The sequence below is a fragment of the Cupriavidus sp. SIMBA_020 genome, from assembly GCF_046535395.1.
Taxonomy (GTDB): domain Bacteria; phylum Pseudomonadota; class Gammaproteobacteria; order Burkholderiales; family Burkholderiaceae; genus Cupriavidus; species Cupriavidus campinensis.
This window is the reverse complement of record NZ_JAWRWU010000005.1, coordinates 328,526-354,798: the sequence shown is the minus strand read 5'-3', so window position 1 is coordinate 354,798 and position 26,273 is coordinate 328,526. Positions and strand designations below refer to the sequence as shown.

The following is a 26,273-nucleotide window of genomic DNA, read 5'->3' as shown; positions in this document are numbered from 1 at the left end:
CGGCTATGCTGCCGGCTGATCTTGATCATACGCCCGGCGTCGCCTGGCGGCGCCAGGTGTCGCCGGACGGCGGACGGCGCACGCACAAGGGCCCGCGCGCCGGCGGGCCCTTCCCGTGTGTCCTGGCGTGCCCGGGTCAGGTCAGGTCGTCCGGGACGGGCCGGTAGCCCATCGACGGCGCCGCATTGTCGTTGACGTACTTCCGGGCATGGGCCTCGCGCATCGGCTTGAGCACGAAGATCGCCAGCACCGCCGAGAGCGCGGCCATGCCCGAGGCCAGCATGAACACCGCGTGCCAGTCGCCGGTGGCGGCGGTAATCACGCTCGAGAACGGCACCAGCAGCGCGGCCGTGCCCTTGGCCGTGTACAGCAGGCCGGCGTTGGTCGCCGCGAACTTGGGGCCGAAGGTATCGCCGCAGGTGGCCGGGAACAGGCTGTAGATCTCGCCCCAGGCGAAGAACACCACACCGGTCAGGATCACGAACGCCACCGGGTTGTGCCCGTACTTGGACAGCAGCAGGATGCCGACTGCCTCCACCGCGAAGGCCAGGAACATGGTGTTCTCACGGCCGATGTTGTCCGAGATCCAGCCGAAGAACGGCCGGGTCAGCCCGTTCAGCACGCGGTCGATGGTCAGCGCGAAGGTCAGCGCCGGCAGCGTCAGCCCGAGGATGGACACCGGCGAGTCATGGAGCCCGAAATCCTTGGCGATGGGGCCCAGCTGCGCCGTGGCCATCAGCCCGCCGGCGGCCATCATCACGAACATCGCGTACATCACCCAGAAGATCGGCGAGGACAGCACCTGGCGCGGCGACGCATTATAAGTAGCAGCCGCCTTCAGGGTGCTCTTCACGTCGGAGAGGATCTTGGCCGACGGCGGATAGAGCGCCAGGCCCAGGATCACCACCACGATGCCCTGCCCCAGCCCGAAGGTGAGGAAGGTGCTCTCGTAGCCGCTGGTCTTGATCATGTTGGCGATGGGCACCACGGTCAGCGCGGAGCCCGCGCCGAAGCCGGCCGCCGTAATCCCCGCCGCCAGCCCGCGCCGGTTGGGAAACCACTTGAGCGCATTGCCCACGCAGGTGCCATATACCGCGCCAGCCCCTACGCCGCCGATGGCCGCAGCGAAGTACAGCATCGGCAGCGACGACGCCACCGAGTTCAGCGCCCACGCAATCGCGCAGAGCAGGCCGCCGCCCACCACCACCGGGCGCGGGCCGTACTTGTCGACCAGATAGCCCTCGATCGGCACCAGCCAGGTCTCGGTGACCACGAAAATGGTGAACGCCACCTGGATGGCCGTGCGGCCCCAGTGGTATTTGTCATCGATCGGATTGACGAACAGGGTCCAGCCGTATTGCATGTTGGCAATCATCGCCATGCAGATGACGCCGAATACGAGCTGCGTCCATGGGGACGCAAATCGTGACGTGGACGCGCCTTGCTGTAGTTCCATGGTGTCTCCTTCTGGCGGTCATCGCCGCCGTTGTGGGTGGGCATCTGATTCGATGCCTCTGTGTACCGCCTGGTCTTTTTCGTAGAGTGGCTCGCCGCTCTAGTGCTATACAGTATGTGGTATATCACCCAAGTCAAGCCGTTTTCGGTGAGCGGTTTTGCTGCCCGGATACAACCTGGCCACCGACGCCCGGAGAGAGAGCGGCAGTGGTGCGCCGGGCGCATCAAACCATGCCGCAAAACGGCTTACGATTCGTTGCCGATCAATGACTTAGCGGGTGGTGCCAGATCAATGGCAGAGGCTGGCGGCAAACGCCCGGGATGCTGCAATGCGAAGGGAAAAGAGATGTCCTAGGGAAAGTCCTAGGCGAGGAAAAAGCCGGAAAACGCAAGGAAACGCAGGAAACGCGGGGATGGAGCGAGGGGAAAACGAAAGATACGGCCGATGAGTACGACGACTGCTGGGAGGGAGTTGCCGGCCGCTACAAGCTCCCTGCCTTCGATACCAACTGACTTACGCGTGGGCGAACTGGGGACGCGTGCCGGCGTCAGGCGTCGCACGGCCAATCCCGTCCACGGCCTGATCCGAACCGAGGCCAGCAAAGCGGCCATGGTCGCCGGCGGTGGTCAGCAGACCCATCGGCAGGCGCGTGGCAATCAGCCAGGTTACGGAAACACCCGAGGCAATCAGACCGAGGGCGATGACGGAAAGCTGTGCGGCGTTCATGAAAACTCCTGAATGAGGTAGGTCAATGAGTCTTCAGTATATGCTGCACCGCGAGGTCTGTAAATATCCTGTATGTGATATATCAATGGAAGATTGGCACTAAAAACAACAACGCACCCCTGGGGGTGCGTTGTGGGTCGCTTCTGCCGAAGATTGCTGCCGAAACGCCGTCAAATAGCGCCTTATTCTGCGCAAAAGCCGTTGCGGCGCTGCATCAGATGAATCCGATTCACGGCCCTACCCCGCTTTCTTCATCTGGCCCTGTTCGTACTCCTGGCCACGCAGGTTGTCCCACACCGCCGCCGCATTGGGCTTGAGCGAGCGGGCCTTCCTTCGGACCAGCATCACGTTGTTGTTGACCTGTGGCCGCAAGGGCCGCAGCACGGCCGCGGGCGCCAGGCCGGCGGCCTGCGTGCGCGACGGCACCACGCCAATGCCGAGCCCCATCGCCACCATGCCGAAGATCGCCGAGAAATGGCCGAGCAGCTGCAGGGCGCCGGGGCGTACGTGATAGGTGGCCAGCGCGCGCTCCACGGCGGGCTGCACGCCCGAGTTGTGGTCGAGCACGAGCACCGAGGCATCGGCCAGTTCGCCCCAGCCAAGGGACTCGCGCGCGGCCAGCGGATGCCCGGCGGGCAGCACCGCGTGCAGCGGGTCCATATAGAGCGGTTCGCAATAGAGGTCGTCGCAGGCCACCGGGTTGCTGGCGATGCCGAAGTCAACCTCGCCGCTGCGCACGCTTTGCAGCACGCATTCGTGCGAGCGGTCGCGCAGCGTGATGCCGATGCCGGGCCACGCGGTGCGGCAGCCGGCCACCCACATCGGCACGGACATCGACGACAACACCGGATCGGTGGCGATATGCACGGTGCCCTGGCTGGGCTTGCCGGTGCCATGGCTCTCGCGCAGCGTCTGCTCGACTTCCTCGATCAGATGGCAGATCCGTTGCGAGAGATGCTCGCCGGCGTCGGTCAGCTCCACCTGGCGCGTGGTGCGGTCGAACAGCCGCTGGTCGATCTCCTCCTCCAGCTCACGCACGCTACGACTGATGGCCGACTGGGTCAGGCCAAGTTCCGCCGCCGCGCGCGTAAAGCTCTTCTGGCGCGCAACCGCAGCAAAGGCCTTCAATTGGGGAAGCGAAACATTCATGGTGCCGCTCCTTGTCCTTGCATGGTGGGATGGGCCGCCGCGTGGCCGGTGATGAAGCGCCGGCGCATCGGCTGCAACAGGAACTTGGCGGACAGCCCCGCTGCCACGGTCAGCACGGCCGCCACCGTGAAGACCAGGCTCCAGCCACCTTGATGCGACAACACCGAGGCCAGCGGCACCAGCATCGCTGCCGTGCCCTTGGCCGTATAGAGCGTGCCCGCATTGGCTGCGGCGTACTCGCTGCCGAACGTATCGGCACAGAGCGCCGGAAAAATCGAGAAGATCTCGCCCCAGAACAGGAAGGTGAGCGCGGCGAAGAACATGAACCAGTACGGGTTGTGCCCGAACTCCATCAGCCCGATCAGCGACAGCCCCTCGCCGATGAAGATGAAGAACATGGTGTTCTCGCGGCCGATGCGGTCGGAGATCAGGCCGCACAGCGGGCGCGTCAGCCCGTTGCAGAGGTTGTCGATGGACAGCGTCATGGTCAGCAGCGGCAGCGTCATGCCCAGCAGCGTGATCGGCATTGCCGCGAAGCCAAAGTCCTTGGCGATGGGGCCGAGCTGCGCGGTGGCCATGATGCCGCCCGCCGCCACCGCCACGAAGGATGCGTAGATCACCCAGAACACCGGCGTGCGCACCATCTGGCCCGGCGTCAGCGCCACGGGGTTGGTCAGGTTGGCCTTGCCGGCGACGAGCCCCCTGGGCGGCTTCGGCTTGACCAGCAACATCGCCAGGATGAAGATCAGCACGCCCTGCAGGATGCCGAACGTGAAGAACGCGTGCTCGTAGCCCGATTTCTGGATCATGTTGGCGATGGGGATCACGGTCAGCGCCGAGCCCGCACCGAAGCCGGCGGCCGTGAGCCCGGCGGCCAGGCCGCGCTTGTCCGGGAACCACTTCAGCGCATTGCCCACGCACGTGCCATAGACGCCGCCCGCGCCAATGCCGGCCACGACGGCGGCCGCGTAGAGCATCGGCAGCGAGGTGGCGAACGAGTTCATGACCCAGGCCGCCCCGGCGCACAGCGCGCCCACGGCCACCACGGGGCGCGGGCCGAACTTGTCCACGAGCCAGCCCTCGACCGGGACGAGCCAGGTTTCGGTGACGATGAAAATGGAGAAGGCGACCTGGATGGGGGACTCGCCCCAGTGATGACGCGCATTCATGGGCGTCACGAACAGCGTCCAGCCGTACTGGAGGTTCGCCACGAGCCCCATGCAAAGGACGCCGATGAAGAGCTGGAACCAGCGATTGCGGAGCAGGCCGCCCTGCCCGTCCAGATTGCCATTGCCAAAGGCGGGGCCTGCCGCGTGCGGGTGCGCCATGTCGTGTCTCCTTGCATTAGTGTGTCTCGCGCTCTGGCGGCGCGACTGGTGGGCAGACCTGCGTGGGGACGCCCTACTTCACTACTGAATGAGCGCGCCTGACATTGCGGCACGTTGCATCGCTGATTGATGCTACTTCAAACTTAGATACGCACAGCATAAAGTTTTTTATTATGATCATTGACGATCCTTTATATATTGCAGGATATCGACCAATGAAGAACGCCACGCTGCGCCAGCTGAAAGTGTTCGAAACGGTGGCCCGCCATCTGAGCTTTTCGCGCGCGGCGGAGGAACTGCATCTCACGCAACCCGCTGTTTCCACACAGGTTCGGCAGCTCGAGCATCACGTGGGCCTGCCGCTGTTCGAGCAGTTGGGCAAGCGGATCTACCTCACGCCGGCCGGCACGGAGATGCTGCATTACAGCCGCAGCATCATCCAGCAATTCCGCGAGGCCGGGGACGCGATGGCGCAACTCAAGGGTATTTCCGGAGGCCGTCTCAACGTGGCGGTAATCAGCGCCGGCGATTATTTCTTTCCCCGCCTGCTGGCCGAATTCATGAATCGGCATGATGGGGTGACGCTGAATCTCGCGGTGCACAATCGTGAGGAACTGTTGCACCAGCTGGCCGGCAACCTCACCGACCTCGCCGTCATGGTGCGCCCGCCCGAGGGCATGGACACCATCGCCGAGTCGTTCGCACCCCACCCCTACGTCATCGTGGCCGCGCCGAACCATCCGCTGGTCGGGCGCCGCGACATCCCCCTGGCCGGGCTGGCCGAAGAGGCGTTCGTTTCACGCGAGAAAGGCTCCGATACCTGGAATTCGATGCAGGAAGGCTTTGCCGGGCGGCTCTCGAACCTGCGTATCGCCATGGAGATCAAGAGCACCGAGACGATCAAGCAGGCGGTCATCGCCAATATGGGCATCGCCTTCCTGTCCGCGCACACGGTGGGACTGGAGCTACAGGCGGGCAAGCTGGCCGTGCTCGATATCGAAGGCTTCCCAGTTATGCTGAACTGGTATGTGGTGCACCGCAAGAACAAGCGGCTGCCGCCGGTGGCGCTGGCATTCAAGCATTTCCTGATGGAGGAAGGTGCCACGCTGATCCAGCAGATCACCGGCGTGGAGGGGCTGATCCGGCCGCGCATCGCCCGTCAGGTGTAGTCACCCCAATATATAAACGATGCCTTATGATTTCTCGATGAAACTTTAATTATCGTAAATCGTTCGTCACGCCTACTCTGCACTTGTACCAAGCTCGTGTACGTGCAAACACAGGAGACGATCATGAACCCACTGTATCCCGCCGCGTCTTCCGCGTCCGTTACGTCGCCCGCCGCCGGCGACACGGGCCCTGATCGTGCGGTGCAACTCGCCGCCTTCAACGCCGCCTTCGCCGAACTGGGCCTGCGCTTCCGCTGGGACATGCCGATGTTCGAGTGGCTCTGCGGCATCGAATGCGAGAAGACCCGCGTGACCCGCTATATCGAGGAACACCACGCGCACCTGCTCAACGCCTATGACGCGCCGTTCCTGAGCCAGCTGATCTTCAACAAGAAGAACGAATACCTGCGTGCGATGTCCGGCACGGGCATGAACTAGGCGATTTACGACCTTCTTTGACGATTCGTCGCGCAATATCAGCGTCACGTCCTGCGAGATGCGGCTGCCCCGCTATCTTGCGTTTGCGACATCGGGCTCTCCTCAGGTTCTAAAAAAATGCCCCTAACGGTTGCTGTCTCGTTGGGGGCTGGTTGTGCTGGAGATGCCGGCAAATCTGGCTATGCCGGCGGGGCGGACCGCATCAGATCTTGCCCGCTCCCCTCGCCCACTTGTACTTCGCGCCGAGCACTGCCACCGGGATTTCGGTGGAGTACGCATAGGACGGCACACCGTGCTCGTAGAGGTATTCAGCGGCTTCCTCTACCTGCACGTCGCCGGCCAGCGATGCCACGATCGGCTTTTCGATGCCCTTCGCCGCCATCTCTTCCTTCACCTCGATGACCAGCTTGGCGAACACCATCGGCGGGGTGATGATCGTGTGCCAGTAGCCAAGGATGATCGCGTGGATGCGCGGGTCTTCCATGCCAAGGCGCAGCGTGTTCTTGTACGTCGTGGGCGGCTCGCCGCCGGTGATATCCACCGGGTTGCCGGCCGCGCCGAACGGCGGGATGAACTTGCGGAACGCCGCGTCGAGGTCGTCCGGCATGGTCATCAGGGACAGGTTGTTGTCCACGCACGCATCGGACAACAGCACGCCCGAGCCACCCGCGCCCGTGATGATGACCACGTTCTCGCCCTTCGGCGTCGGCAGCTTGGGAATGCCCCGCGCGAACTCGAGCAGGTCGCGCAGCGAGCGCGCCCGGATCACGCCGGACTGCTTGAACACGTCCTCGTAGATGCGGTCGTTGCCGGCCAGCGCCCCGGTGTGCGAGCTGGCTGCCCGCGCGCCCATGCTGGTACGGCCCGCCTTGAGCACCACCACCGGCTTCTTCTTGGACACCCGGCGCGCCGCCTCGGCAAAGGCGCGGCCATCCTTCAGGTCCTCGCAGTGCTGGGCGATGATCTCGGTGTTGTCGTCCTGCTCGAAGAAGGTGAGCAGATCGTCTTCGTCGATATCCGACTTGTTGCCCAGGCCGACAATCGCCGACACGCCCATCTTGGCCGAGCGCGAGAAGCCAATGATGGCCATGCCGATGCCGCCCGACTGCGACGACAGCGCCGCCTTGCCCTTCACGTCATACGGCGTGCAGAACGTGGCGCACAGGTTCTTCGGCGTGTAGTAGAAACCGTAGATATTCGGTCCCATCAGGCGGATGTCGTGCTTGCGGGCAATCGCGACGATCTCGTCCTGCCCTTCCACGTTGCCGGTTTCGGCAAACCCGGACGGAATCAGCACGGCGCCGGGAATGCCCTTCTTGCCGACTTCTTCAAGCGCCTGGGCCACGAACTTGGCCGGGATGGCAAACACGGCCACATCGATGTTGCCCGGCACATCGAGCACGCTCTTGTAGGCCGTCATGCCCATGATCTCTTCGGCCTTCGGGTGGATCGGGTAGATCTTGCCCTGGTAGCCGCCGTTGATCAGGTTCTTCATCACCGAATTGCCGATCTTGCCGTCCTCGGCCGATGCGCCGATCACCGCCACCGTGTCCGGGCGCATGATGCGGTTCATCTGCTTGACGATCTGTTCCTGCGTGGGACGGTACTTCTCCGGCTGCGGCGAGAAGTCCACCACAATCCGCACGTCGGCGGCGATGGCGCCGTCCTTGCTGGCGAACACCGGGTTCAGGTCCAGCTCGGAAATCTCCGGAAAATCGGTGACCAGCTGCGACACGCGCTCGATCATGCCGGCCAGCGCCTCGCGGTTGGCCGGGTCGGCGCCGCGCACGCCCTTGAGCACCTCGGCGGCGGCAATGCCGTCCAGCATCGACAGCGCATCCTCATTGGTGGCCGGCGCCATGCGGAAGGTGATGTCCTTGAGCACTTCCACCAGCACGCCGCCCAGGCCGAAGGCCACCAGCTTGCCGAACGACGGGTCGGTCACGGCGCCGATGATGACTTCCTGGCCGCCCGTGATCATTTGTTGCACTTGCACGCCGATGATTTCGGCATTGGCGTTGTACTTCCTGGCGTTCTCGACGATGGTGCGGTAGCCCTGCTCCACATCCGCCGCCGACTTCAGGCCCACCAGCACGCCGCCAGCCTCCGTCTTGTGCAGGATGTCCGGCGAGACGATCTTCATCACCACCGGGAAGCCCATCTTCGTCGCCAGTTCCACCGCGTTCGACGGCGACTTGGCCACGCCCTCGCCCGGCACCGAGATGCCATAGGCGTCGCAGACCAGCTTGCCCTCGGGCGCCGTCAGCGCAGCGCGCCCCTCTTGCTTCACGGTCGCCAGAATCTTGCGTACCGCATCCTTGTCATGTGCCATGTCAGGTCTCCATCTGTTCAGGCATTGCAGACATGCATTCGAGAGGTGGCGCGGCTCAGACCGCGCCGGCCGCCTTCAACGCCGCGATCTGGGCCGGCGAGCGGCCGAGCCAGTCGAGGATTTCCTCGGTGTGCTCGCCCAGCAGCGGCGAACGCTCCACTTCCACCGGCGAGGCCGAGAGCGTGATCGGGCAGCCCAGCTGCACGTACTTGCCGCGCTCCGGGTGGTCCAGCTCGACCAGATAGCCGCGGTCGAACATCGACTTGTCCTCGATCAGGTCCTTCATCGAGAGAATCGGGCCGCACGGCACGTCGACCTCGTTCAGGGCGTCCATGACCTCGAATTTCGTCTTGGTCTTGGTCCACTTCTCGATGATGGAGAAGCACTCGCCCAGGCATTTCAGGCGCGCCTCCGGCGTGGCGAATTGCGGATGGGTGATCAGGTCCTCCCGGCCGCACAGGCGCATCAGCGGCTCCCAGCCTTGCGGCTGGATGATCACGTAGACGTAGTCGTTGGCCCCGCCCGGCGAGCAGCGCAGCGCGGCGCCCGGCTGGCCGCCGCCCGACGCATTGCCGGCACGCGGCACGTAGTCGCCGAAGGTTTCGTTCGGAAATTCCTTAAGCGGACCGGCCGCGAGGCGCTGCTGGTCGCGCAGTTTCACGCGGCAGAGGTTCAGCACCGAGTCCTGCATCGCCACTTCCACGCGCTGGCCACGGCCCGAATGCTCGCGGTGCAGCAGTGCGGCCAGGATGCCGACCACGCAGTGCACGCCGGTACCCGAGTCGCCGATCTGGGCGCCGGTCACCGTGGGCGCACCGTCCTCGGTACCCGTCGTGCTGGCCGAGCCGCCCATGCACTGGGCCACGTTTTCGTACGCCTTGCAGTCCGCGTACGGCCCCGGGCCGAAGCCCTTGATCGACGCGTAGATCAGGCGCGGGTTCAACTCCTGCAGGCGGTCCCAGTCGAAACCAGCGCGATCGAGCACGCCGGGGCCGAAGTTCTCCACCAGCACGTCGCAGCGCTGCACCAGGTCTTCCAGCAGCGCCTTGCCCTCGGGCGTCTTCATGTTCAGCGTCAGGCTGCGCTTGTTGGAGTTCAGCATCGTGAAGTAGAGGCTGTCGGCGTTCGGCACGTCGCGCAGCTGGCTGCGCGTGATGTCGCCCCGGCCGGGCAGTTCCACCTTGATCACGTCGGCGCCCAGCCAGGCCATCAGCTGGGTGGCCGAGGGGCCGGCCTGCACGTGCGTCATGTCCAGGATGCGGACACCATCCAGTGCTTTGTTATTCATGGCGTTGTCTCCTTGAAGATTCTCTTGCGCGCTTGCTGGATAACGTATGTGATATATCACACCACAACAAGAAGAAAATGCAGCGCGGTTCAGACTTTTCATTCCGCATCGCAATAGATCCTGCGGCATACACCAGCGTTAACCCGCAACATAGAAGGCTTTGCGATCAATCTTGCTCTATTGATGCGATGGCCTTGTCAGCGCGGACATCCCTTTTGCGCAATTCAGCTCGCACCCGTTTCGGCTTGATTTTATTACTGATATATTACATATCATATTTTACGCTGCGAAAAACTGAACAGGCGGGTCCCGACCTGCGGCCCGCGGCGCTTTTCAACCGAGGAGACACGTGAACATTCACGAATATCAGGCCAAGGAGTTGCTCAGGCGCTATGACGTGCTTGTACCGCATGGCCGCGTGGCCTTTACGCCAGACGAGGCCGCCCATGCCGCCCGCAAGCTGGGCGGCCCGGTCTGGGTGGTGAAGTCGCAGATCCACGCTGGCGGCCGCGGTGCCGGCCGCTTCGCGGATGACAGCTCGGGCAAGGGCGGCGTGCGCGTGGTGAAGTCGATCGATGACGTCCGCTCGAGCGCCGCGCAGATGCTGGGCAAGACCCTGGTCACCAGGCAGACCGGCCCGGCCGGCCGGGTAGTGCGGCGCCTCTACGTCGAGGAAGGCTGCGACATCGCGCGCGAGCTCTACCTGGGCATCCTGATCGACCGCGCCACGTCGCGCATCACGATCATGGCGTCCACCGAAGGCGGCATGGAGATCGAGGAGGTTGCCGCACGCACGCCCGAGAAAATCCTGAAGGTGGCAATCGATCCGGCCAGCGGCATCCAGCCGTTTCATGCACGCCGGCTGGCATTCGGCCTGGGGCTGTCGGGCAAGCAGGTGGGCGCGGCTACCCGTTTTATCCTCTCGACCTACCGCGCGTTCACCGAACTCGACGCGTCGATCGTCGAGATCAATCCGCTTGTGGTCACCGGCAGCGGCGACGTGATGGCGCTCGACGCCAAGTTCAGTTTCGACGATAACGCCCTCTTCCGCCATCCCGACATCGATGCCATGCGCGACGAGAGCGAGGAAGACCCGGCCGAGACCGAAGCCGCCCGGCACGCCCTGAACTACGTGCGGCTGGACGGCAACATCGGCTGCATGGTGAATGGCGCAGGCCTGGCGATGGCCACGATGGACATCATCAAGCTCCATGGCGGCGAGCCGGCCAACTTCCTCGATGTAGGCGGCGGTGCCACGACGGAGCGCGTCACCGCGGCGTTCCGGCTGATCCTGGCCGATCCCGAGGTCGAAGGGATTCTCGTCAATATCTTCGGCGGCATCATGCGCTGCGACGTGATTGCCGAAGGCGTGGTGGCCGCCGCGCGCGAAGTGGACCTGACCGTGCCGCTGGTGGTGCGGCTGGAAGGCACCAACGTCGACCTCGGCAAGAAGATCCTGCGAGATTCGGGCCTGCCGGTCGTCTCCGCCAAGGATCTTGCCGATGCGGCCGAGAAAGTCGTGGCCGCCGTGCGCACGCACCAATCGAAGAAGGGAGGAAAGTGAAATGGCCGTGCTGATCGACAAAGACACCCGCGTGATCTGCCAGGGCTTTACCGGCGCACAAGGCACATTCCATTCGGCACAGGCACTGGCCTATGGCACGAAGATGGTGGGCGGCGTCACGCCCGGCAAGGGCGGTGAATCGCACCTGGGCCTCCCGGTCTTCGATACCGTGGCCGCTGCCGCCAATGCCACAGGCGCCGACGCCTCGGTCATCTATGTGCCGCCACCATTCGCCGCCGATGCCATCCTGGAAGCGGTCGATGCCGGCATCGCGCTGATCGTCTGCATCACCGAAGGCATTCCCGTGATGGACATGGTGCGGGTCAAGCGTGCGCTGTCGGGGTCCGGCAGCCGCCTGGTTGGCCCGAATTGTCCGGGGATAATCACGCCGGGGCAATGCAAGATCGGCATCATGCCCGGCCACATCCATACACCGGGCAAGATCGGCGTGGTGTCGCGCTCGGGCACGCTGACTTATGAGGCCGTGGCGCAGACCACGGCGGCCGGACTGGGGCAATCGACCTGCATCGGCATCGGCGGCGATCCGGTGAACGGCACCGACTTCATCGACTGCCTGGAGATGTTCCTGGCCGACGACAGGACCGAAGGCATCATCATGATCGGCGAGATTGGCGGATCGGCGGAGGAAGAGGCAGCCCAGTTTCTGCGCGATGCGCACAGGCGCAAACCGGTGGTGGGCTTTATCGCCGGCACCACGGCGCCGCCGGGACGCCGCATGGGGCACGCCGGCGCGATCATCTCGGGCGGGACGGGCACGGCGGAAGCGAAGGTCAACGCCATGCGCGAAGCCGGCATCCATGTCGCCGGGTCGCCAGCGGAGCTGGGTGCGACCATGGCGGCGGCAATGAAGCAGGCATCGGAACGCGCCCCGCTCACACGAAACCTGGCGTTGGCCAGCGCGTGAACGTAGAAACGGAAAAGGCCGGGAGAATCGCCCGGCCTTATCGTTCCTGCGCCATGCTGCAACTGCGTCCGGTGAGTCAGCCGGCTCCGGCCTCGGCGCCCGTCCTGGCTTCCAGTTCCGTGATGCGCTTGCGCAGCGCCCGCTCTTCCTGGAAGCGCACGGTCTCGTCACGGATCACCGCCACGATGCCGGTGATTTCCCCGCCCTGCCCGTGCAGCAGCGCCACGGTAAAAGCGATCGACATCGCTTCGCCGTTCTTGTTGATCGCCGGGACCTTGAGCAAGTCATGGCCGTAGCGGGTCTGGCCCGTTGCCATGGTCTTGTCGTAGCCCTCCCAGTGGCGCGCACGCAGGCGCTCGGGAATAATCAGATCCAGCGACTTGCCCAGGGCCTCCTCCCGGGTGTAGCCGAACATGTACTCGGCGGCCGGGTTCCATAACGTGATGGCACCGTCGGCGCCGGAGATGATCACGGCGTCGCCGATGGCCGACACCAGCTGTTCATAGTCGATCGCGGTCTGCATGGTCTTGGTCTTTCCTGAGCTTTCCAGGCGAATGGGAGGGTGGCGAGGTTCGCCACCAGGGGTCCGGGCTGTCATTGTGGCACCGTCGGCCATGCCGGTCCCTCAGCTTGGCGTCCAAACCATGAAGCGCCAGGGTGCGTTACGTCCCGTCTACGCATTCCCCGGCGCTCCAGGTGTGACCCGCTGTCACATTGGGCGCTGGCAGTGCTGGCGCCTGGCTCAGATCACCTGCGACTCACGCAGACGGGAGATCTCCTCGGCGGCATAGCCCAGGCTGGCCAGCACTTCCTCGCTGTGCTCGCCCAGCAGCGGCGAACCGGTGATTTCCGGCTTCATGGCCGAGAACTTGATCGGGCTGCCCACGGTCAGGTAGGTGCCACGTTCCTTGTGCGGGACTTCCACGATCGAACCGCTCTTGCGCAGCGATTCATCCGCCGCGATTTCCTTCATTGACAGCACCGGCGAGCAGGGAATATCGAACTTGCGCAGGATGTCCACCGCCTCGTACTTGGTCTTGTCGGCAAGCCATTCTTCGATGGTCTTGAAGATTTCGAAGATATGCGGCTGACGGCCCTTGGGCGTGTTGTAGTTCGGATCGCTGATCCACTCTTCCTTGCCCAGTGCCTTGCAGATCGGCTCCCAGGCGTGGCCCTGGATGGTGAAGTAGATATAGGCGTTGGGATCGGTCTCCCAACCCTTGCACTTCAGCACCCAGCCCGGCTGGCCGCCACCGCCGGCGTTGCCACCACGGGGCACCACGTCGCTGAACGTGCCGTGCGGATACTGGGGATACTCTTCCAGATAGCCCTGGCGGTCCAGTCGCTGCTGGTCGCGCAGCTTCACGCGGCACAGATTCAGCACGGCGTCCTGCATCGATACGGCAACCTTCTGACCCTGGCCGGTCTGCTGGCGGCCGATGATCGCGGTCAGGATGCCGATGGCCAGGTGCATGCCGGTGTTCGAGTCACCCAGGGCGGCGGCCGACACGGTCGGCGGGCCGTCCCAGAAACCGGTGGTCGACGCGGCACCGCCAGCGCACTGTGCCACGTTCTCGTAGACCTTCAGGTCTTCATAGTGGTGGCCGTCGCTGAAGCCCTTGACCGATGCCACGATCATCTTCGGGTTCAGTTCCTTGATGCGCTCCCAGGAGAACCCCATGCGGTCAAGCGCACCGGGGCCGAAGTTCTCGACCAGCACATCCGATTCGCGGATCAACTGCTCCAGGATCTTCTTGCCTTCCGGCTTTTTGGTGTCCAGCGTCAGCGAGCGCTTGTTGCTGTTCAGCATGGTGAAGTACAGCGCGTCCGCGTCGGGAATGTCGCGCAATTGCGTGCGGGTGACGTCGCCGGAGCCGGGGCGTTCCACCTTGATGACGTCTGCGCCGAACCATGCGAGAAGCTGCGTGCAGGCGGGGCCGGCTTGCACGTGCGTAAAGTCGATGATCTTGATGCCGTTGAGTGGGAGGTTCACAATCGCTCTCCTGATGGAATAGAGGGTGAAACTGGGGTGGATTACTTCTTGGCCGCGCTCTGCGGATTCAGATTGGTCAGACGACCGCTTTCGGTGCCGGCAGCCGGATCGATGACGGCGTTGACCAGCGTGGGCTTGCCCGACCGCAAGGCTTCGTTCACCGCGGCTTCGAGTTCCGCCGGTGTGGTGACGTTGTGACCAACCCCACCGAACGCTTCCATCATCTTGTCGTAGCGCGCCCCCTTGACGAACATCGTGACCGCCGGATCGTTGCCGCCGGTCGGATTCACGTCGATACCCTTGTAGACGCCGTTATTGTTGAAAATGACGATGCAGATCGGCAGGTTGTAGCGGCAGATAGTTTCCACCTCCATGCCCGAGAAGCCGAACGCACTGTCACCGCACAGCGCGAGGACCGGCTTGCTGGTTTCGACCGCCGCAGCGACCGCGTAGCCCATACCCACACCCATCACGCCCCAGGTGCCCACGTCCAGGCGCTTGCGCGGCTCGTACATGTCGATCACGGCACGGGCGTAGTCCAGCGTGTTGGCGCCTTCGTTGACAAACGAGATGCCCGGATTGGCTTTGACGACGTCCTTCAGCGCGCGCAGCGCGCTATGGAAGTTCATCGGCGACACATCCTTGGACAAGGTCTCGGCCATCTTCGCCAGGTTCTTGTCCTTGCGTTCGTCCACCGCGTTCAGCCAATCGGCGTCCGGCTTGGCAAAGCCGTTGCCGATCTTGTCGAGCATTGCCGATACGCACGAACCAATGTCACCCACTACGGGCGCGGCGATGGCCACGTTACTGTCCATCTCGGTCGGCGAGATGTCGATCTGGATGAACTGCTTCGGCTTGCCCCAGGTCTTGCCTTTGCCGTGCGACAGCAGCCAGTTCAGGCGGGCGCCGACCAGCATCACCACGTCAGCTTCCGCCAGCACGTACGAACGTGCGGCCGAGGCCGATTGCGGGTGTGTATCGGGCAGCAGGCCCTTGGCCATCGACATCGGCAGGTACGGAATGCCAGTCTTCTCGACCAGCGCGCGGATATCCGCATCGGCGCGAGCGTACGCGGCACCCTTGCCCAACAGGATCAGCGGGCGCTTGGCGCTCTTCAGCAGCGCGACGGCACGGTCGATCGAGTCCGGTGCAGGGAGTTGGCGCGGGGCCGGGTCCACCACCTTGATCAACGACTTGCGGCCACGCTCGGCTTCCATCGACTGGCCCAGCAGATTGGCCGGCAGGTCCAGGTACACACCGCCGGGACGGCCCGACACGGCGGCGCGGATGGCACGCGCGATACCGACACCAATGTCTTCAGCGTGCAGCACGCGGAAGGCAGCCTTGGCGTGCGGACGGGCTATAGCCAGCTGGTCCATCTCTTCGTAGTCACCCTGCTGCAGATCGACGATCTCGCGCTCGCTCGAGCCGCTGATCAGAATCATCGGGAAGCAGTTGGTGGTCGCATTCGCCAGCGCCGTCAGCCCGTTCAGGAAGCCGGGCGCAGACACGGTCAGGCAAACGCCCGGCTTCTGCGTGAGAAAGCCGGCAATCGCTGCGGCGTTGCCGGCATTCTGCTCATGACGAAAGCTGATAACGCGCATGCCGTTGGCCTGCGCCAGACGGGCCAGATCCGTGACCGGAATACCGGGCAGGCCGTAGATGTTCTCGATGCCGTTCAGCTTCAGCGCTTCGATGACCAGATGAAAACCATCGGTTTGTGCCTGATGTTCTTCGCCAGCCTGACGCTGCAGCTCGTTTCCGACTTCTGCCATGGTTGCATCCTTCTATACAAATTGACGGGGATTGGAAAACTTCTGCTTCAAGGTGTCCTCAGCGGTCGTTCTCGCGCCCGCCTGGCTACTTCGGACTTCACGATGTCTCCTCCTTGACGATTCGCTACAGGCAGCGACCTTTGGCAAATACGGTATGTGATATATCAGCATTCAGCAAGCACTGATGCGAACTTTCGTCGATGCGCCGCAGCATTTCCCCGAAATTACGCAACCAGATAAGGGAAACTACCGAGCTTCCCGCCTTCGCAAACTGGCTCGTTCAGCCGCGCACATGGTTGACCAGCGAGCCGATCCCGCGGATCGACACCTCCACCACAGAACCCTCCTTCATCGACCCGACCCCGATCGAGGTGCCGACGGCGATCACGTCGCCCGGCATCAACGTCATGTCCCGCGACAGCAGGCTGACCTGCTCCTCGGGCGAAAAAACAATGTCGGACAACGGGTAGTTCTGGCGCTCGACGCCGTCCAGACGCGTTACCACGCTGGCGCTTCGCCAGTCAAAGCCGGAGACAATGGCCGGACCGACGCAACCGAAGGTGTCGGAACCCTTGGCGCGCGTCCACTGCGGGAAGTTGGGATCGGCATTGAGCAGCTCGCTCGCCGTGACGTCATTGACGATGGTGTACCCGAAGATGTGCGAGGCAGCCTCGGCGAGCGGCACATTCCGGCATTCGCGGCCAATGACGATGCCGAGTTCGCCTTCGTAGGCGATCTTGCCGGTATACCCGCTCGGACGCAGGATGCCGTCGCCGGGGCCGGCCAGCGAACTTGCCGGCTTCAGCAGGAACAGCGGATGCACGGGCACCGCTTTCTCCAGCCGGGCCGCGAGGGCGTGAAAGTTGTTCCACAGCGCCACGATCTTGCCCGGCTGGCACGGGGCCAGCAGGTCCAGCGAGGCGTAGCTGTAGCTATTGCCCGTGGGGCGAGGATCGGTATAGCCAGGGCCATCGCATTCGATGACGCGGTCGGCATCACCCTCGTCAAGCCGGCCATAAGCGGCGTCGCCATCAGGACGGCGGAAGCGAATCCAGGTTTGCACGGCAGAACTCCTCTGACAGGCGCGAGCGTGCCGCGCCTGCTCTTTCAGCAGAGAATGGAGAGACCCCCGTCAGGGGCTGTGGAGACGAGGCACCGGCCGGGGCCGGACGCCTCGGGTCAGATCGCTCCCGCCAGGCGCAGCGCAGCAATCTGGGCCGGCGACCGCCCCAGCGATTCGAGGATCTCGTTGGTGTGCTCCCCCAGCAGCGGCGAGCGCTCGACGTTCACCGGCGAGTCGGACAGTGTGATCGGCGAGCCGAGCTGCACGTATTTGCCGCGCACCGGGTGCTCCAGCTCGATCAGGAAGCCGCGCTCGTACATCGACTGGTCCCCGATCAGGTCCTTCATCGACAATATCGGGCCACACGGCACATCCACCTTGTTGAGCGCGTTCATCACCTCGAACTTGGTGTGGCCCAGGGTCCATTGCTCGATGATGCCGAAGCACGCGGCGAGCTTTTTCAGACGCACTTCAGGCGTGGCGAATTCCGGATCGGTGATCAGATCTTCGCGGCCGCACAGGCGCATCAGCGGCTCCCAGCCCTGCGGCTGGATGATGACGTAGACATAGTCGTTGGCACCGCCCGGCGCGCAGCGCAGCGCAGCGCCCGGCTGGCCGCCGCCCGACGCATTGCCCGCGCGCGGCACGTGGTCGTCGAACTGATCGTTGGGGTACTCGCGCAGCGGGCCGGCATCCAGGCGCTGTTGGTCGCGCAGTTTCACGCGGCACAGGTTCAGTACGGCGTCCTGCATGGCGACTTCCACGCGCTGGCCGCGCCCCGAATGCTCGCGCTGCAGCAGTGCGCCCAGGATCCCGACCACGCAGTGCACGCCCGTACCCGAATCGCCGATCTGCGCGCCCGTCACCAATGGCATGCCGCTGGCTTCGCCTGTCGTCGATGCGGCACCGCCCATGCACTGAGCCACGTTTTCATACGCCTTGCAGTCCTGGTAGGGGCCGGGACCGAAGCCCTTGATCGACGCATAGACCATGCGCGGATTCAGGTCCTGGATATGTTCCCAGTCGAATCCGGCGCGGGCCAGCACGCCCGGACCGAAGTTCTCGATCAGCACATCGCTCTGCTGAATCAGGTCTTCCAGCAGTGCCTTGCCTTCCGGCGTTTTCATATTGAGCGTCAGGCTACGCTTGTTGCTGTTCAGCATGGTGAAGTACAGGCTGTCAGCGTTGGGCACGTCACGCAGCTGGCTGCGCGTGATGTCACCGCGTCCGGGCAATTCGACCTTGATCACGTCGGCGCCCATCCAGGCCATCAACTGCGTAGCCGAGGGGCCGGCCTGAACGTGCGTCAGGTCCAGGACGCGAATGCCGTCCAGGGCTTTGCGTTGCGCCATGGTGCTGGTCTGACTTTGGTTGGTAGCCTCGGCCATGCTCGTCTCCTGATATGTGTCTCGCTCTTTTGACATACAGTATGTGGTATATCAGCAAGATGCAAGAGGGTTTAAACCCGAATCATGGAAGTTTCGACGCTGCATCGCAGCAAATGCGCATAAAGCCTTGCGGTGCCTACGCTGGCAGAGGCTGTGTGAACCGGGGAGGTGTTGCGGATGACGCAGAGGCCGTTCCAAGGACAGCCCCTCGCCCCTGCGAGATCGGCAAATAACCAAGGAAAAGTGCCAAAGAAACGTGCCAAAGAAAAAGCCCCAACGTGCCGTAAAGCTGTTGGGGCGCTAGAAGATTCGGCCACATCGCGGAACAATGCCCGCGCCCCGTCATGGGCCGGGCGACGGGGCGTGCATGACGTGGCCGGCAGTCAGTCCAGGAAGTCGCAGTTCTTTTCCACGTAGTCGGCCAGATCGAGCGAATGCTGGCGCACCAGCTTCTCGGCCAGCTCCGTATCGCGCTTCTCCAGCGCCTCGATAATCCGCAGATGATCGACGATCGACCGCGCGGCCCGGTCGCTCTGCGAGATCGTCATTTTCCGAATTGCACGCACATGGACGAAGATGTTCTTGATCGCGTCCATGATGATCTGCGACTTCGATAGCTGCACGATCGCCTGATGAAAGACGATGTTGGCGTCGGAATACTCTTCGATGTGCTCGGCCGGCGTGGAGTCTCGGAAGCTGTCGAACATGTGTCGCAGTTTGCCGATTTCCTCGTCAGTGGCATGGAGCGTGGCCAGGCGGGCCGCCATGCTTTCCAGCGCGGCCCAGACCTGGATCATCTCCACGATCTCGCGCTTGGTCTTGCGCATGATGTAGATGCCGCGGCGCGGCACCGTGCGCAGGAAGCCTTCCTGCTCGAGCAGCGTCATCGCCTCGCGGATCGGCGTGCGGCTCACGCCCAGCGCCTCGGACAGCACGCGCTCGTCCAGTCGCACTTCCTCCCGCGACTGATAGATATCGGCATCGGCAATGGCCTGGCGCAGCATCGCATAGGCCTGGTCGCGCAGGCTGGCGCCCGCGTTGATCGGCTGCAGCGACAGGGTCAGGCCGGCGGGCTGGACTTCGGGTGTTTGGGCGGACATGAATGCACTCGTCTATGACCGGCGCCCCGGGGGCCGAGGCGGCCTCCGGCGGCGTCCCGCCCTGCTTCTCTGCCGGGGCCTGACGCGCGGACGCATGGTGACCAGTTTGGCATGGCGCCATGCGGTTTGCTCATCAATTTCGTCGATGATCGCGCGTCAAGAACCCGAACGGGTGAGAAAAGGGCGGGTCCGGCCTTTCGTATATGGTATATCAAGATCACCACATCGCCGGGGATTTCTCCCGCGTCATGCCGCGCGCGCTACCGGCCCGGGCGGCGCAGTCTGGCCGCCCTGCGCCATCCTGTCGCGCTGCTTGATCAGGCCAAGCACGGCATCGACCATCGGTGTGGGCTGGCCGATCATCCGCCCCATCTCCTGCACCACGGTCAGCAAGGGGTCGATTTCCATCGCCCGGCCGGCCTCCAGGTCCTGCAGCATCGAGGTCTTGTGCGCCCCCACCGCGCCGGCGCCGTCGATGCGGCGCTCCACATCCACGCGGAAGTGCACGCCAAAGCGCTCGGCAATCGCCTTGGCCTCCAGCATCATCTGGCGGGACAGCGCGCGCGTGGCGGGGTCGGCGGTGATGATGTCCAGCGTGGCATGCGTCAGCGCGCTGATCGGGTTGAAGCAGAGGTTGCCCCACAGCTTGAGCCAGATCTCATCGCGGATGTTGTCGCGCACGGGCGCGTCGAGATCCGCCTTGACCATCAGCTCGGCCAGTTGCGTCACGCGCGAGGAACGGCTGCCGTCCGGCTCGCCGATAGGAAACTTCTTACCGTAGACATGGCGGATCACGCCCGGCGACTCGATCTCCGCCGCCGGATACAGCACGCAGCCGATGGCCCGCTCCGGCCCGAGGCCGCGCCACTGCTTGCCGCCCGGGTCCACGCTCTCCAGCGTGCGCCCGGCAAACTCGCCACCGTGCTTGTGGAAGTACCAGTAGGGAATGCCGTTGACACCGGTCACCACGGCCGTTTCCGGCCCGAGCAGCGGTTGCATCAAGTCCACCACGCCGGGCACCTGGTGCGCCTTGAGCGTGATGAACACGTAGTCCTGCGGCCCCAGCTCACGCGGATCGCTGGTGCAGCGCACGCGCGCCACGCGCTCCTCGCCCTCGATATGAAGGCGCACGCCGTTGGCCTGCATGGCCGCCAGGTGCGGCCCGCGTGCGATGAAACTCACGTCGGCGCCCGCGAGCGCCAACTGCGCGCCCATGTAGCCGCCAATCGCCCCTGCCCCATAGATACAGATCTTCATGGGTTGTCTCCTCGATGGTTGTGATGACCGGTATTGTTTTGATATATCACATACTATATTCCAGTCTTGGCGTTTCACAACCTCAATCTCACCCTAACTGCTCTCCCCTGCGCCGCCGGCGTGCGCTACCATGATCCTGGTAGTCCGCTTTCGGGTAGCCCTGCCCCAGCCCACCCCAACCAAGGAGTTCGCATGGAATCGCTACTCGCGCTGGCGCGCGATCCGGCCGCCTGGGCCGCCCTGGCCACACTGGTGGCCATGGAGGTCGTGCTCGGCATCGACAACCTGATTTTCATCTCCATCCTGACCAACAAGCTGCCCGAAGCCATGCGCGAGAAGGCGCGGCGGCTGGGGATCACTCTTGCGCTGGTGATGCGCCTGGGCTTGCTGGCGACGATTGCCTGGATCGTGGCGCTGACCGAGCCGGTCTTCACGATCCTTGGCAAAGGCATTTCCTGGCGCGACATCATCCTGATTGCCGGGGGCGCGTTCCTGGTCTGGAAGGCCACGCGCGAGATCCATCAGCACGTCTCGCCCGAACCCGGGCATGGCGAGGAAGGCATCGTCGCCCGCGCCGCGCCAAGTTTCGCGGTGGCCATCGGCCAGATCCTCGTGCTCGACCTCGTGTTCTCGATCGATAGCATCATCACCGCCGTGGGCATGACCGACCACGTCCCGATCATGTTCGTTGCCGTGATCGCCGCCGTGACCGTGATGCTGTTCGCAGCCGCGCCGCTGGCCAACTTCATCAACGCGAATCCCACCATCATCATGTTGGCGCTGGCCTTCCTGATCATGATCGGCATGACACTGATTGCCGACGGGCTGGGCCACCACGTGCCGAAGGGCTATATCTATGCGGCGATGGCCTTCTCGACCGGCGTGGAGGGATTGAACATGCTGGCGCGGCGGCGGCGCAGCCGGCGCACGGAGCCGCCGCCGGCCTGATATCGGGTATTCGGGCCTGGTGGCTGGCGAGTGGCCTGCCCGAGCGGGTATGATGGCTGTCTTTGCTGTCATCCCCACTCACACGCATCCATGCTTCCTGCGGATCTTGCCGGCGCCGATGGCGACCAGAGCGCGTCGCTGCCGCGTTCCGAACGGGCCTACCAACAACTCCGGGGCGCGATCCAGGCCGGCCACCTGCCACCCGGCACGCGCCTGCGCGAGGTGGAACTCGCCGAATCGCTAGGGCTGTCGCGCACGCCGGTGCGCGAGGCGCTCTCGCGGCTCGAGTCCGAAGGGCTCGTCGTCAACGAGCCCAATCGCGGCATGATGGTCACGCGGCTCGACGCCAGCATGGTGAGCGAGCTGTATGTCATGCGCGAGGTGCTTGAATCCACCGCGGCCGCCCTGGCCGCCCGCCATGCCACCGACGTGGAAATCTCGTTGTTGCGCGATATTGTCGAGCGCGATCTGGCCTTCGCTGAAGACCCCGACAAGCTGGCCGTCAACAATCGCCTGTTCCACGAGACGCTGCACCGCTGCGCGCACAATCGATATCTTCTGAAAACCTTGCGCTCGCTGCATGAGTCGATGGCGCTGCTTGGCCGCTCCACACTGGCCGTGCCGGGCCGCGCCCGGGGGTCGTACGAGGAACATCTGGCGCTGGTGGAGGCACTCGAGGCCCGTAACCCGGCGCAGGCCGAGCAGATTGCCCGGCGGCATATCCAGCAGGCGTACAAAGTGCGGCTGTCGCTGTGGATCGAGGAACAATCGGCTGGCGGCCAGTCACTATCGCTTTGATTTGCCGATAGTTTTTGAGCCTCCCAAACCCCAGCAGCCCCAGCAGCCCCGCCCCGTGCGGGGCTTTGTTTTGGAATGTTGGCCTGGATTGTTCTAGGGACTACAAGAGTGTGTTCCCCTGCGCGCGCTATGCCGCGCCGATCGCGCTTGCTATCGTCCATACCGAGGCCGAGGCTCTTCTCTCCCTTTCGGCCTCACGTCACCTCCGTGGCGGCTTTTTCTTTGAGGCGCGGCCTGATCGCCGCGCCTCCTTTCTTAGGGAGGTCTGCCATGACCGACAAATCCGCTGACAAGTTAGTCCGGATTCCCGGCCCGGATCATCCGATCACGATCACGCCCCAGGCCGGCCGCGTGGTGGTGAGCGTAGCGGGCCGCGTGATTGCCGACACCCGCCGGGCCCTGACACTCGCCGAGGCCTCGTACCCGCCGGTCCAGTACATTCCGCGCGAAGACGTGGACATGTCGCAACTGACGCGCACCCAGCACACCAGCCACTGCCCGTATAAGGGCAATGCGGCGTACTACAGTATTCCCGCCGGCGGCACCCGCTCAGGCAACGCGGGGTGGACCTATGAATCGCCCCATCAGGCGGTCGCCCAGATCGCCGGCCATCTGGCCTTCTACCCGGATCGCGTCGATCGCATCGAAGTGACTCGTTAAGCACCCATATAAGCCAAAAACCGACCCGCCGCACACCTCGAAGGGGTGTGCGGCGGGTCGGTTTTTCAATGGCGGCGCCGGGAAGGCGCCGCAGGCACTACGGGTGTTCCGACCGGATTAACCGTTCGCGTAGACGACCTTGGCCTTGCGCGCTTCCGATTGCAGACGGGAGAAAACGTTCTGCACGGCAGCCACGACGCGCTTCACGTCGTTGGCAAAACCCAGGCTTTGCGTGCCCAGTTCGCGCTCGATCAGGTCGCGTTCGAGTTGATCGGTCATCTTGATGTCGGATTGGGTGTTCATGGCGTCCTTCCTTGAGGGATTACCCTTATGGGGTTTTCACTAATTGTAGCAGAAGGATTGTCGCAATGCAGCATTAGGTGATAGTACGTATGCGCGGAAGCAACGGGACGGCCTTATGAGTCACTCTACGCTGATCCCGGCAGCATCTTCACAACGCGGACCACATCGACCGGCGCTGCCGCATGCTCCGACAGCACGAGCGCATACATGGCGAGATGCCAGGAATGCTCGGCACTATTTTCTCGACGCGATCGATCGATAGGCGGCGACATCCGCACGACGCTCTTCAGTCGGTCAATTTCTCTAAGGAAAGCGAGCTGCCGCTCCAGGTGGGGAAGATTCATGGTGAACACCAGGCGATGAGCATCACAGGGAGATGTCTGGCAGACAACTATGCCGGACATGGCTGGCAAACGCATGGATATGCGGGTCAAGGCGTCCCCTCGCCCACATGGGCACCTGGCCCCCGCCCCGCCATCACGTCCTGTGGATTGCGCAACGGACACGCCTTCAGCGACAGGCAGCCGCAGCCAATGCAGCCGTCGAGTTGATCGCGGAGCATCGTCAGCGCGCGGATGCGGGCGTCGAGATCCTCCCGCCAGGAAGCAGACAGCCGGCGCCAGTCGGCCACGGTCGGTGCCTTGCCCGCCGGCAAACGCGCGAACGCCTCGGCGATGACCGCAAGCGGCACGCCCATGCGCTGGGCAATGCGTAACACAGCCAGCCGACGCAGGATGCCGCGTGGATAGCGGCGCTGGTTGCCAGCGCTGCGCGTGCTCGAAATCAAGCCCTTCGATTCATAGAAATGGAGCGCGGAAGCGGCCACGCCGCTGCGTTCGACCACCTGCCCAATGGTCAGCGGGTCGCGGGCGCGCATCGGGCGCACGGGTGGTTCCAACGGGTCGATTTTGTCGATTTTCGGGGGGCGGCTCATGACAAGACCATAGCGGACAAGGAAAGCCCTTGCAGCGCGCATGGTATCGCACTCGAGCTTGACCTCAATCGCACTTGAGGTTTGACACTGGCATCCCTTTCCACCCAGGACCCTGCCATGCAGCTCGAATCGCCGCGCGCCCCGTACCTCCAGTTCATGAACCCGCCCGATCTCTACGATCCGCGCCTGAACGGCTATTCACATGTCGCGGTAGCGATCCGCCCTGCGAAGCTCATCTTCGCGGCGGGCCAGGGTGGCGAGGACATGTGCGGCGGCCTGCGGGCCGACTTCACGGCGCAGGTCAACCGCGCACTGTCCAACCTGCGCGTGGCGCTGCAGGCCGGCGGCGCAGACATCCCCGACATAGCCAAGATCACGGTGCTGGTCGTCGATCATTCAATGGAACGGCTGGCCATCTTCAGCCGCGCCTGGCAGGCCTTGCTGGGCGACTGGCCGGCACCCGCCTGCACGCTGATTCCCGTGCCAAGGCTGGCGATCGACGGCATGCTGTTCGAGATAGAGGCCGTAGCCGTGTTGCCGGAATAGCCATCCCCTTCACGATGAGAGAGGCGTCAGAATCACCGGGGGCAGGTCTCGGTGCGCGTCATCGCCAGCTGCCATGAAGGTGGGGCGCCAATGCATTGGTTCAGGTGCGATGTGAAGGCCCGGAGCTTTGCCGATGCGCGCGGCTGGGCGCGCAGCAAATAGATGCCGCCTTGTGCCTGCGGGCGGAGGCCATCCAGCAGCAATTCCTCCAGCCGCCCCGCCCCGATATCCTCGCCGACCGACCAGTCCGGCATCAGGGCGATGCCCAGCCCTTGCAGTACCGACAGCCGCCGTGCATCGCAATCGTCGCACTCCACCGCGAACAGCGCCTGCGCGGCGTGGGTGGATTCCAGGAGTTCGCGCCAGCCGCGCATGCTCGTGCTGTGGCCCCGGTCGATAAGGCGGTGGCGCGATAGTTCATCCGCGTGCACGGGTCTGCCGTGAGCGCGCAGGTAGTCTGGCGTGGCGCAGATCACGTATCGCTGGCTGGCCACTCGCTGGGCGATCAGGCTGCTGTCGGCCTGTTGCCCGACGCGCACCACGACATCAAACCTTTCGAGCACCGGATCGACCACACGCTCGGTCAACTCCAGCTCAACGGTCAGGTCCGGATACTGCGCGTAGAGGGAACCGAGGTGGGGTACGACGTGCCGCCGCGCGAACGCCGGCAGGCACGCCACGCGCAATCGGCCGCTGACACCCTGCTCCAGCGCCGTCACCGCGTCGCGCGTTTCATTGAGTTCCTGGAGGATGCGCGCGGCCCGCTGGTAGAGAAGATCGCCCGCCTCGGTGCAGACCAGCGCCCGCGTGGAGCGGGTGAACAGCGCCACGCCCATTTCCCGCTCCAGCACGTCGATCTGGCGCGACACTGACGATGCGACCTGCCCGCGCCGCCGCGCAACGGCCGAGAAGCTCCCTTCACGTGCCACATCGACGAAGACAGCCAGATTCTCAGCAAAGCGAATGAATTCCATTTGTGCGCTCTCCGCAAAGGCATTACGCGCCCGGATTGGCTTTCCACGGCAAACCGACGGGAATAGTATCAACACCTCAGCCCAGAGAGGCAAGTCTTTGCGAAAATCGCAAAGCATGCAGCCTCCGTCATCCGGATTGTCGAAACCCTACTGGAAGGC

General features: G+C 64.0%; 24 protein-coding genes and 1 pseudogene. 8 read left to right on the top strand and 17 right to left on the bottom strand.

All coding sequences use genetic code 11. The features are described from left to right. Window positions 1-136: 136 nt before the first annotated feature. The 4 genes from oxlT (SB751_RS12990) to oxlT (SB751_RS12975) form a co-directional block, all read right to left on the bottom strand. A complete protein-coding gene (gene oxlT / locus SB751_RS12990) occupies window positions 137-1,456 on the bottom strand; it encodes an oxalate/formate MFS antiporter (protein ID WP_144197087.1) in 1,320 nt (439 codons plus the stop codon). Between the two features lie 513 nt (window positions 1,457-1,969). After that, the gene (locus SB751_RS12985; protein WP_144197086.1) at window positions 1,970-2,182 is read right to left on the bottom strand and encodes a hypothetical protein; all 213 of its coding nucleotides are present in this window, start codon (window positions 2,180-2,182) and stop codon (window positions 1,970-1,972) included. Window positions 2,183-2,419: 237 nt separating this feature from the next. Further along, the gene (locus SB751_RS12980; protein WP_144197085.1) at window positions 2,420-3,331 is read right to left on the bottom strand and encodes a LysR family transcriptional regulator; all 912 of its coding nucleotides are present in this window, start codon (window positions 3,329-3,331) and stop codon (window positions 2,420-2,422) included. Continuing rightward, on the bottom strand, window positions 3,328-4,659 hold the full coding sequence (oxlT, locus tag SB751_RS12975) for an oxalate/formate MFS antiporter (RefSeq protein ID WP_144197084.1): 1,332 nt from the start codon (window positions 4,657-4,659) through the stop codon (window positions 3,328-3,330). Before oxlT (SB751_RS12975) ends, SB751_RS12980 begins: the two co-directional genes overlap by 4 nt. A gap of 215 nt (window positions 4,660-4,874) precedes the next feature. On the opposite strand from oxlT (SB751_RS12975), the gene SB751_RS12970 reads away from it, so the two are divergent. Beyond that, window positions 4,875-5,828: a LysR family transcriptional regulator gene (locus SB751_RS12970; RefSeq protein WP_144197083.1), complete on the top strand. Its 954-nt coding sequence runs from the start codon at window positions 4,875-4,877 to the stop codon at window positions 5,826-5,828. Between the two features lie 123 nt (window positions 5,829-5,951). Continuing rightward, window positions 5,952-6,266, top strand: coding sequence for a LysR family transcriptional regulator (locus tag SB751_RS12965; protein ID WP_144197082.1), 315 nt, complete (start codon window positions 5,952-5,954; stop codon window positions 6,264-6,266). A gap of 202 nt (window positions 6,267-6,468) precedes the next feature. On the opposite strand, the gene SB751_RS12960 is transcribed toward SB751_RS12965, so the two are convergent. Both SB751_RS12960 and frc (SB751_RS12955) read right to left on the bottom strand, forming a co-directional pair. Then, the gene (locus tag SB751_RS12960; RefSeq protein WP_144197081.1) at window positions 6,469-8,598 is read right to left on the bottom strand and encodes an acetate--CoA ligase family protein; all 2,130 of its coding nucleotides are present in this window, start codon (window positions 8,596-8,598) and stop codon (window positions 6,469-6,471) included. Window positions 8,599-8,653: 55 nt separating this feature from the next. Further along, window positions 8,654-9,886, bottom strand: a complete 1,233-nt coding sequence (gene frc, locus SB751_RS12955; RefSeq protein WP_144197080.1) for a formyl-CoA transferase — start codon at window positions 9,884-9,886, stop codon at window positions 8,654-8,656. Between the two features lie 349 nt (window positions 9,887-10,235). On the opposite strand from frc (SB751_RS12955), the gene sucC reads away from it, so the two are divergent. Together sucC and sucD are read left to right on the top strand one after the other, a co-directional pair. Continuing rightward, the gene (sucC, locus tag SB751_RS12950; RefSeq protein ID WP_144197079.1) at window positions 10,236-11,450 is read left to right on the top strand and encodes an ADP-forming succinate--CoA ligase subunit beta; all 1,215 of its coding nucleotides are present in this window, start codon (window positions 10,236-10,238) and stop codon (window positions 11,448-11,450) included. A gap of 1 nt (window position 11,451) precedes the next feature. Then, window positions 11,452-12,375 (top strand): succinate--CoA ligase subunit alpha, encoded by a 924-nt coding sequence (gene sucD, locus SB751_RS12945; RefSeq protein ID WP_144197078.1) that lies wholly within the window; start codon window positions 11,452-11,454, stop codon window positions 12,373-12,375. Between the two features lie 76 nt (window positions 12,376-12,451). Here sucD and SB751_RS12940 read toward each other — a convergent pair whose 3' ends face one another. From SB751_RS12940 to SB751_RS12910, 7 genes are all read right to left on the bottom strand, one after another. Then, entirely contained in the window at window positions 12,452-12,898 is a 447-nt protein-coding gene (locus tag SB751_RS12940; protein ID WP_144197077.1) for a PAS domain-containing protein, read from the bottom strand. Window positions 12,899-13,117: 219 nt separating this feature from the next. Beyond that, window positions 13,118-14,368, bottom strand: a complete 1,251-nt coding sequence (frc, locus tag SB751_RS12935) for a formyl-CoA transferase (RefSeq protein WP_144197076.1) — start codon at window positions 14,366-14,368, stop codon at window positions 13,118-13,120. A gap of 41 nt (window positions 14,369-14,409) precedes the next feature. Then, window positions 14,410-16,143: an oxalyl-CoA decarboxylase gene (gene oxc, locus SB751_RS12930; protein ID WP_144197075.1), complete on the bottom strand. Its 1,734-nt coding sequence runs from the start codon at window positions 16,141-16,143 to the stop codon at window positions 14,410-14,412. Between the two features lie 280 nt (window positions 16,144-16,423). Then, the gene (locus SB751_RS12925; RefSeq protein WP_144197074.1) at window positions 16,424-17,206 is read right to left on the bottom strand and encodes a fumarylacetoacetate hydrolase family protein; all 783 of its coding nucleotides are present in this window, start codon (window positions 17,204-17,206) and stop codon (window positions 16,424-16,426) included. 116 nt (window positions 17,207-17,322) lie between these two features. Continuing rightward, on the bottom strand, window positions 17,323-18,594 hold the full coding sequence (gene frc / locus SB751_RS12920; protein ID WP_244844530.1) for a formyl-CoA transferase: 1,272 nt from the start codon (window positions 18,592-18,594) through the stop codon (window positions 17,323-17,325). A 383-nt stretch (window positions 18,595-18,977) separates the two neighbouring features. Next, window positions 18,978-19,694, bottom strand: coding sequence for a GntR family transcriptional regulator (locus tag SB751_RS12915; protein ID WP_092299721.1), 717 nt, complete (start codon window positions 19,692-19,694; stop codon window positions 18,978-18,980). A gap of 246 nt (window positions 19,695-19,940) precedes the next feature. Beyond that, window positions 19,941-20,951: a 2-dehydropantoate 2-reductase gene (locus SB751_RS12910; RefSeq protein WP_211942828.1), complete on the bottom strand. Its 1,011-nt coding sequence runs from the start codon at window positions 20,949-20,951 to the stop codon at window positions 19,941-19,943. Window positions 20,952-21,143: 192 nt separating this feature from the next. Here SB751_RS12910 and SB751_RS12905 point away from each other — a divergent pair, with 192 nt between their 5' ends. From SB751_RS12905 to SB751_RS12895, 3 genes are all read left to right on the top strand, one after another. Then, window positions 21,144-21,899 carry a TerC family protein gene (locus tag SB751_RS12905; protein WP_144197072.1) on the top strand — a complete coding sequence of 252 codons (756 nt, stop codon included), beginning with the start codon at window positions 21,144-21,146 and terminating at the stop codon, window positions 21,897-21,899. A gap of 90 nt (window positions 21,900-21,989) precedes the next feature. After that, complete coding sequence (locus SB751_RS12900) at window positions 21,990-22,697, top strand: GntR family transcriptional regulator (protein WP_144197071.1); 708 nt, start codon at window positions 21,990-21,992, stop codon at window positions 22,695-22,697. A gap of 270 nt (window positions 22,698-22,967) precedes the next feature. Then, entirely contained in the window at window positions 22,968-23,357 is a 390-nt protein-coding gene (locus SB751_RS12895; RefSeq protein ID WP_144197070.1) for a DUF427 domain-containing protein, read from the top strand. A 117-nt stretch (window positions 23,358-23,474) separates the two neighbouring features. Here the strand turns inward: SB751_RS12895 and SB751_RS12890 are convergent, their stop codons facing one another. The 3 genes and pseudogenes from SB751_RS12890 to soxR form a co-directional block, all read right to left on the bottom strand. Beyond that, window positions 23,475-23,660: a hypothetical protein gene (locus SB751_RS12890; RefSeq protein WP_144197069.1), complete on the bottom strand. Its 186-nt coding sequence runs from the start codon at window positions 23,658-23,660 to the stop codon at window positions 23,475-23,477. Between the two features lie 140 nt (window positions 23,661-23,800). After that, window positions 23,801-24,004, bottom strand: a pseudogene (locus tag SB751_RS12885) (HD domain-containing protein); the annotation flags it as partial. An 86-nt stretch (window positions 24,005-24,090) separates the two neighbouring features. Next, a complete protein-coding gene (soxR, locus tag SB751_RS12880; protein WP_144197170.1) occupies window positions 24,091-24,537 on the bottom strand; it encodes a redox-sensitive transcriptional activator SoxR in 447 nt (148 codons plus the stop codon). Between the two features lie 174 nt (window positions 24,538-24,711). Between soxR and SB751_RS12875 the strand changes: the two genes are divergently transcribed. Then, window positions 24,712-25,140, top strand: a complete 429-nt coding sequence (locus SB751_RS12875; RefSeq protein WP_144197068.1) for a RidA family protein — start codon at window positions 24,712-24,714, stop codon at window positions 25,138-25,140. Between the two features lie 32 nt (window positions 25,141-25,172). Here SB751_RS12875 and SB751_RS12870 read toward each other — a convergent pair whose 3' ends face one another. Then, window positions 25,173-26,114 (bottom strand): LysR family transcriptional regulator, encoded by a 942-nt coding sequence (locus SB751_RS12870; protein ID WP_211942827.1) that lies wholly within the window; start codon window positions 26,112-26,114, stop codon window positions 25,173-25,175. Window positions 26,115-26,273 lie beyond the last annotated feature (159 nt).

Bases quoted from the DNA above. Each gene is read 5' to 3' on its own strand.
- oxlT (WP_144197087.1), bottom strand. From the start codon at position 1,456: ATGGAACTACAGCAAGGCGCGTCCACGTCACGATTTGCGTCCCCATGG.
- SB751_RS12985 (WP_144197086.1), bottom strand. From the start codon at position 2,182: ATGAACGCCGCACAGCTTTCCGTCATCGCCCTCGGTCTGATTGCCTCG.
- SB751_RS12980 (WP_144197085.1), bottom strand. From the start codon at position 3,331: ATGAATGTTTCGCTTCCCCAATTGAAGGCCTTTGCTGCGGTTGCGCGC.
- oxlT (WP_144197084.1), bottom strand. From the start codon at position 4,659: ATGGCGCACCCGCACGCGGCAGGCCCCGCCTTTGGCAATGGCAATCTG.
- SB751_RS12970 (WP_144197083.1), top strand. From the start codon at position 4,875: ATGAAGAACGCCACGCTGCGCCAGCTGAAAGTGTTCGAAACGGTGGCC.
- SB751_RS12965 (WP_144197082.1), top strand. From the start codon at position 5,952: ATGAACCCACTGTATCCCGCCGCGTCTTCCGCGTCCGTTACGTCGCCC.
- SB751_RS12960 (WP_144197081.1), bottom strand. From the start codon at position 8,598: ATGGCACATGACAAGGATGCGGTACGCAAGATTCTGGCGACCGTGAAG.
- frc (WP_144197080.1), bottom strand. From the start codon at position 9,886: ATGAATAACAAAGCACTGGATGGTGTCCGCATCCTGGACATGACGCAC.
- sucD (WP_144197078.1), top strand. From the start codon at position 11,452: ATGGCCGTGCTGATCGACAAAGACACCCGCGTGATCTGCCAGGGCTTT.
- SB751_RS12940 (WP_144197077.1), bottom strand. From the start codon at position 12,898: ATGCAGACCGCGATCGACTATGAACAGCTGGTGTCGGCCATCGGCGAC.
- oxc (WP_144197075.1), bottom strand. From the start codon at position 16,143: ATGGCAGAAGTCGGAAACGAGCTGCAGCGTCAGGCTGGCGAAGAACAT.
- frc (WP_244844530.1), bottom strand. From the start codon at position 18,594: ATGGCCGAGGCTACCAACCAAAGTCAGACCAGCACCATGGCGCAACGC.
- SB751_RS12915 (WP_092299721.1), bottom strand. From the start codon at position 19,694: ATGTCCGCCCAAACACCCGAAGTCCAGCCCGCCGGCCTGACCCTGTCG.
- SB751_RS12910 (WP_211942828.1), bottom strand. From the start codon at position 20,951: ATGAAGATCTGTATCTATGGGGCAGGGGCGATTGGCGGCTACATGGGC.
- SB751_RS12905 (WP_144197072.1), top strand. From the start codon at position 21,144: ATGGAATCGCTACTCGCGCTGGCGCGCGATCCGGCCGCCTGGGCCGCC.
- SB751_RS12900 (WP_144197071.1), top strand. From the start codon at position 21,990: ATGCTTCCTGCGGATCTTGCCGGCGCCGATGGCGACCAGAGCGCGTCG.
- SB751_RS12895 (WP_144197070.1), top strand. From the start codon at position 22,968: ATGACCGACAAATCCGCTGACAAGTTAGTCCGGATTCCCGGCCCGGAT.
- SB751_RS12890 (WP_144197069.1), bottom strand. From the start codon at position 23,660: ATGAACACCCAATCCGACATCAAGATGACCGATCAACTCGAACGCGAC.
- soxR (WP_144197170.1), bottom strand. From the start codon at position 24,537: ATGCGCGCCCGCGACCCGCTGACCATTGGGCAGGTGGTCGAACGCAGC.
- SB751_RS12875 (WP_144197068.1), top strand. From the start codon at position 24,712: ATGCAGCTCGAATCGCCGCGCGCCCCGTACCTCCAGTTCATGAACCCG.
- SB751_RS12870 (WP_211942827.1), bottom strand. From the start codon at position 26,114: ATGGAATTCATTCGCTTTGCTGAGAATCTGGCTGTCTTCGTCGATGTG.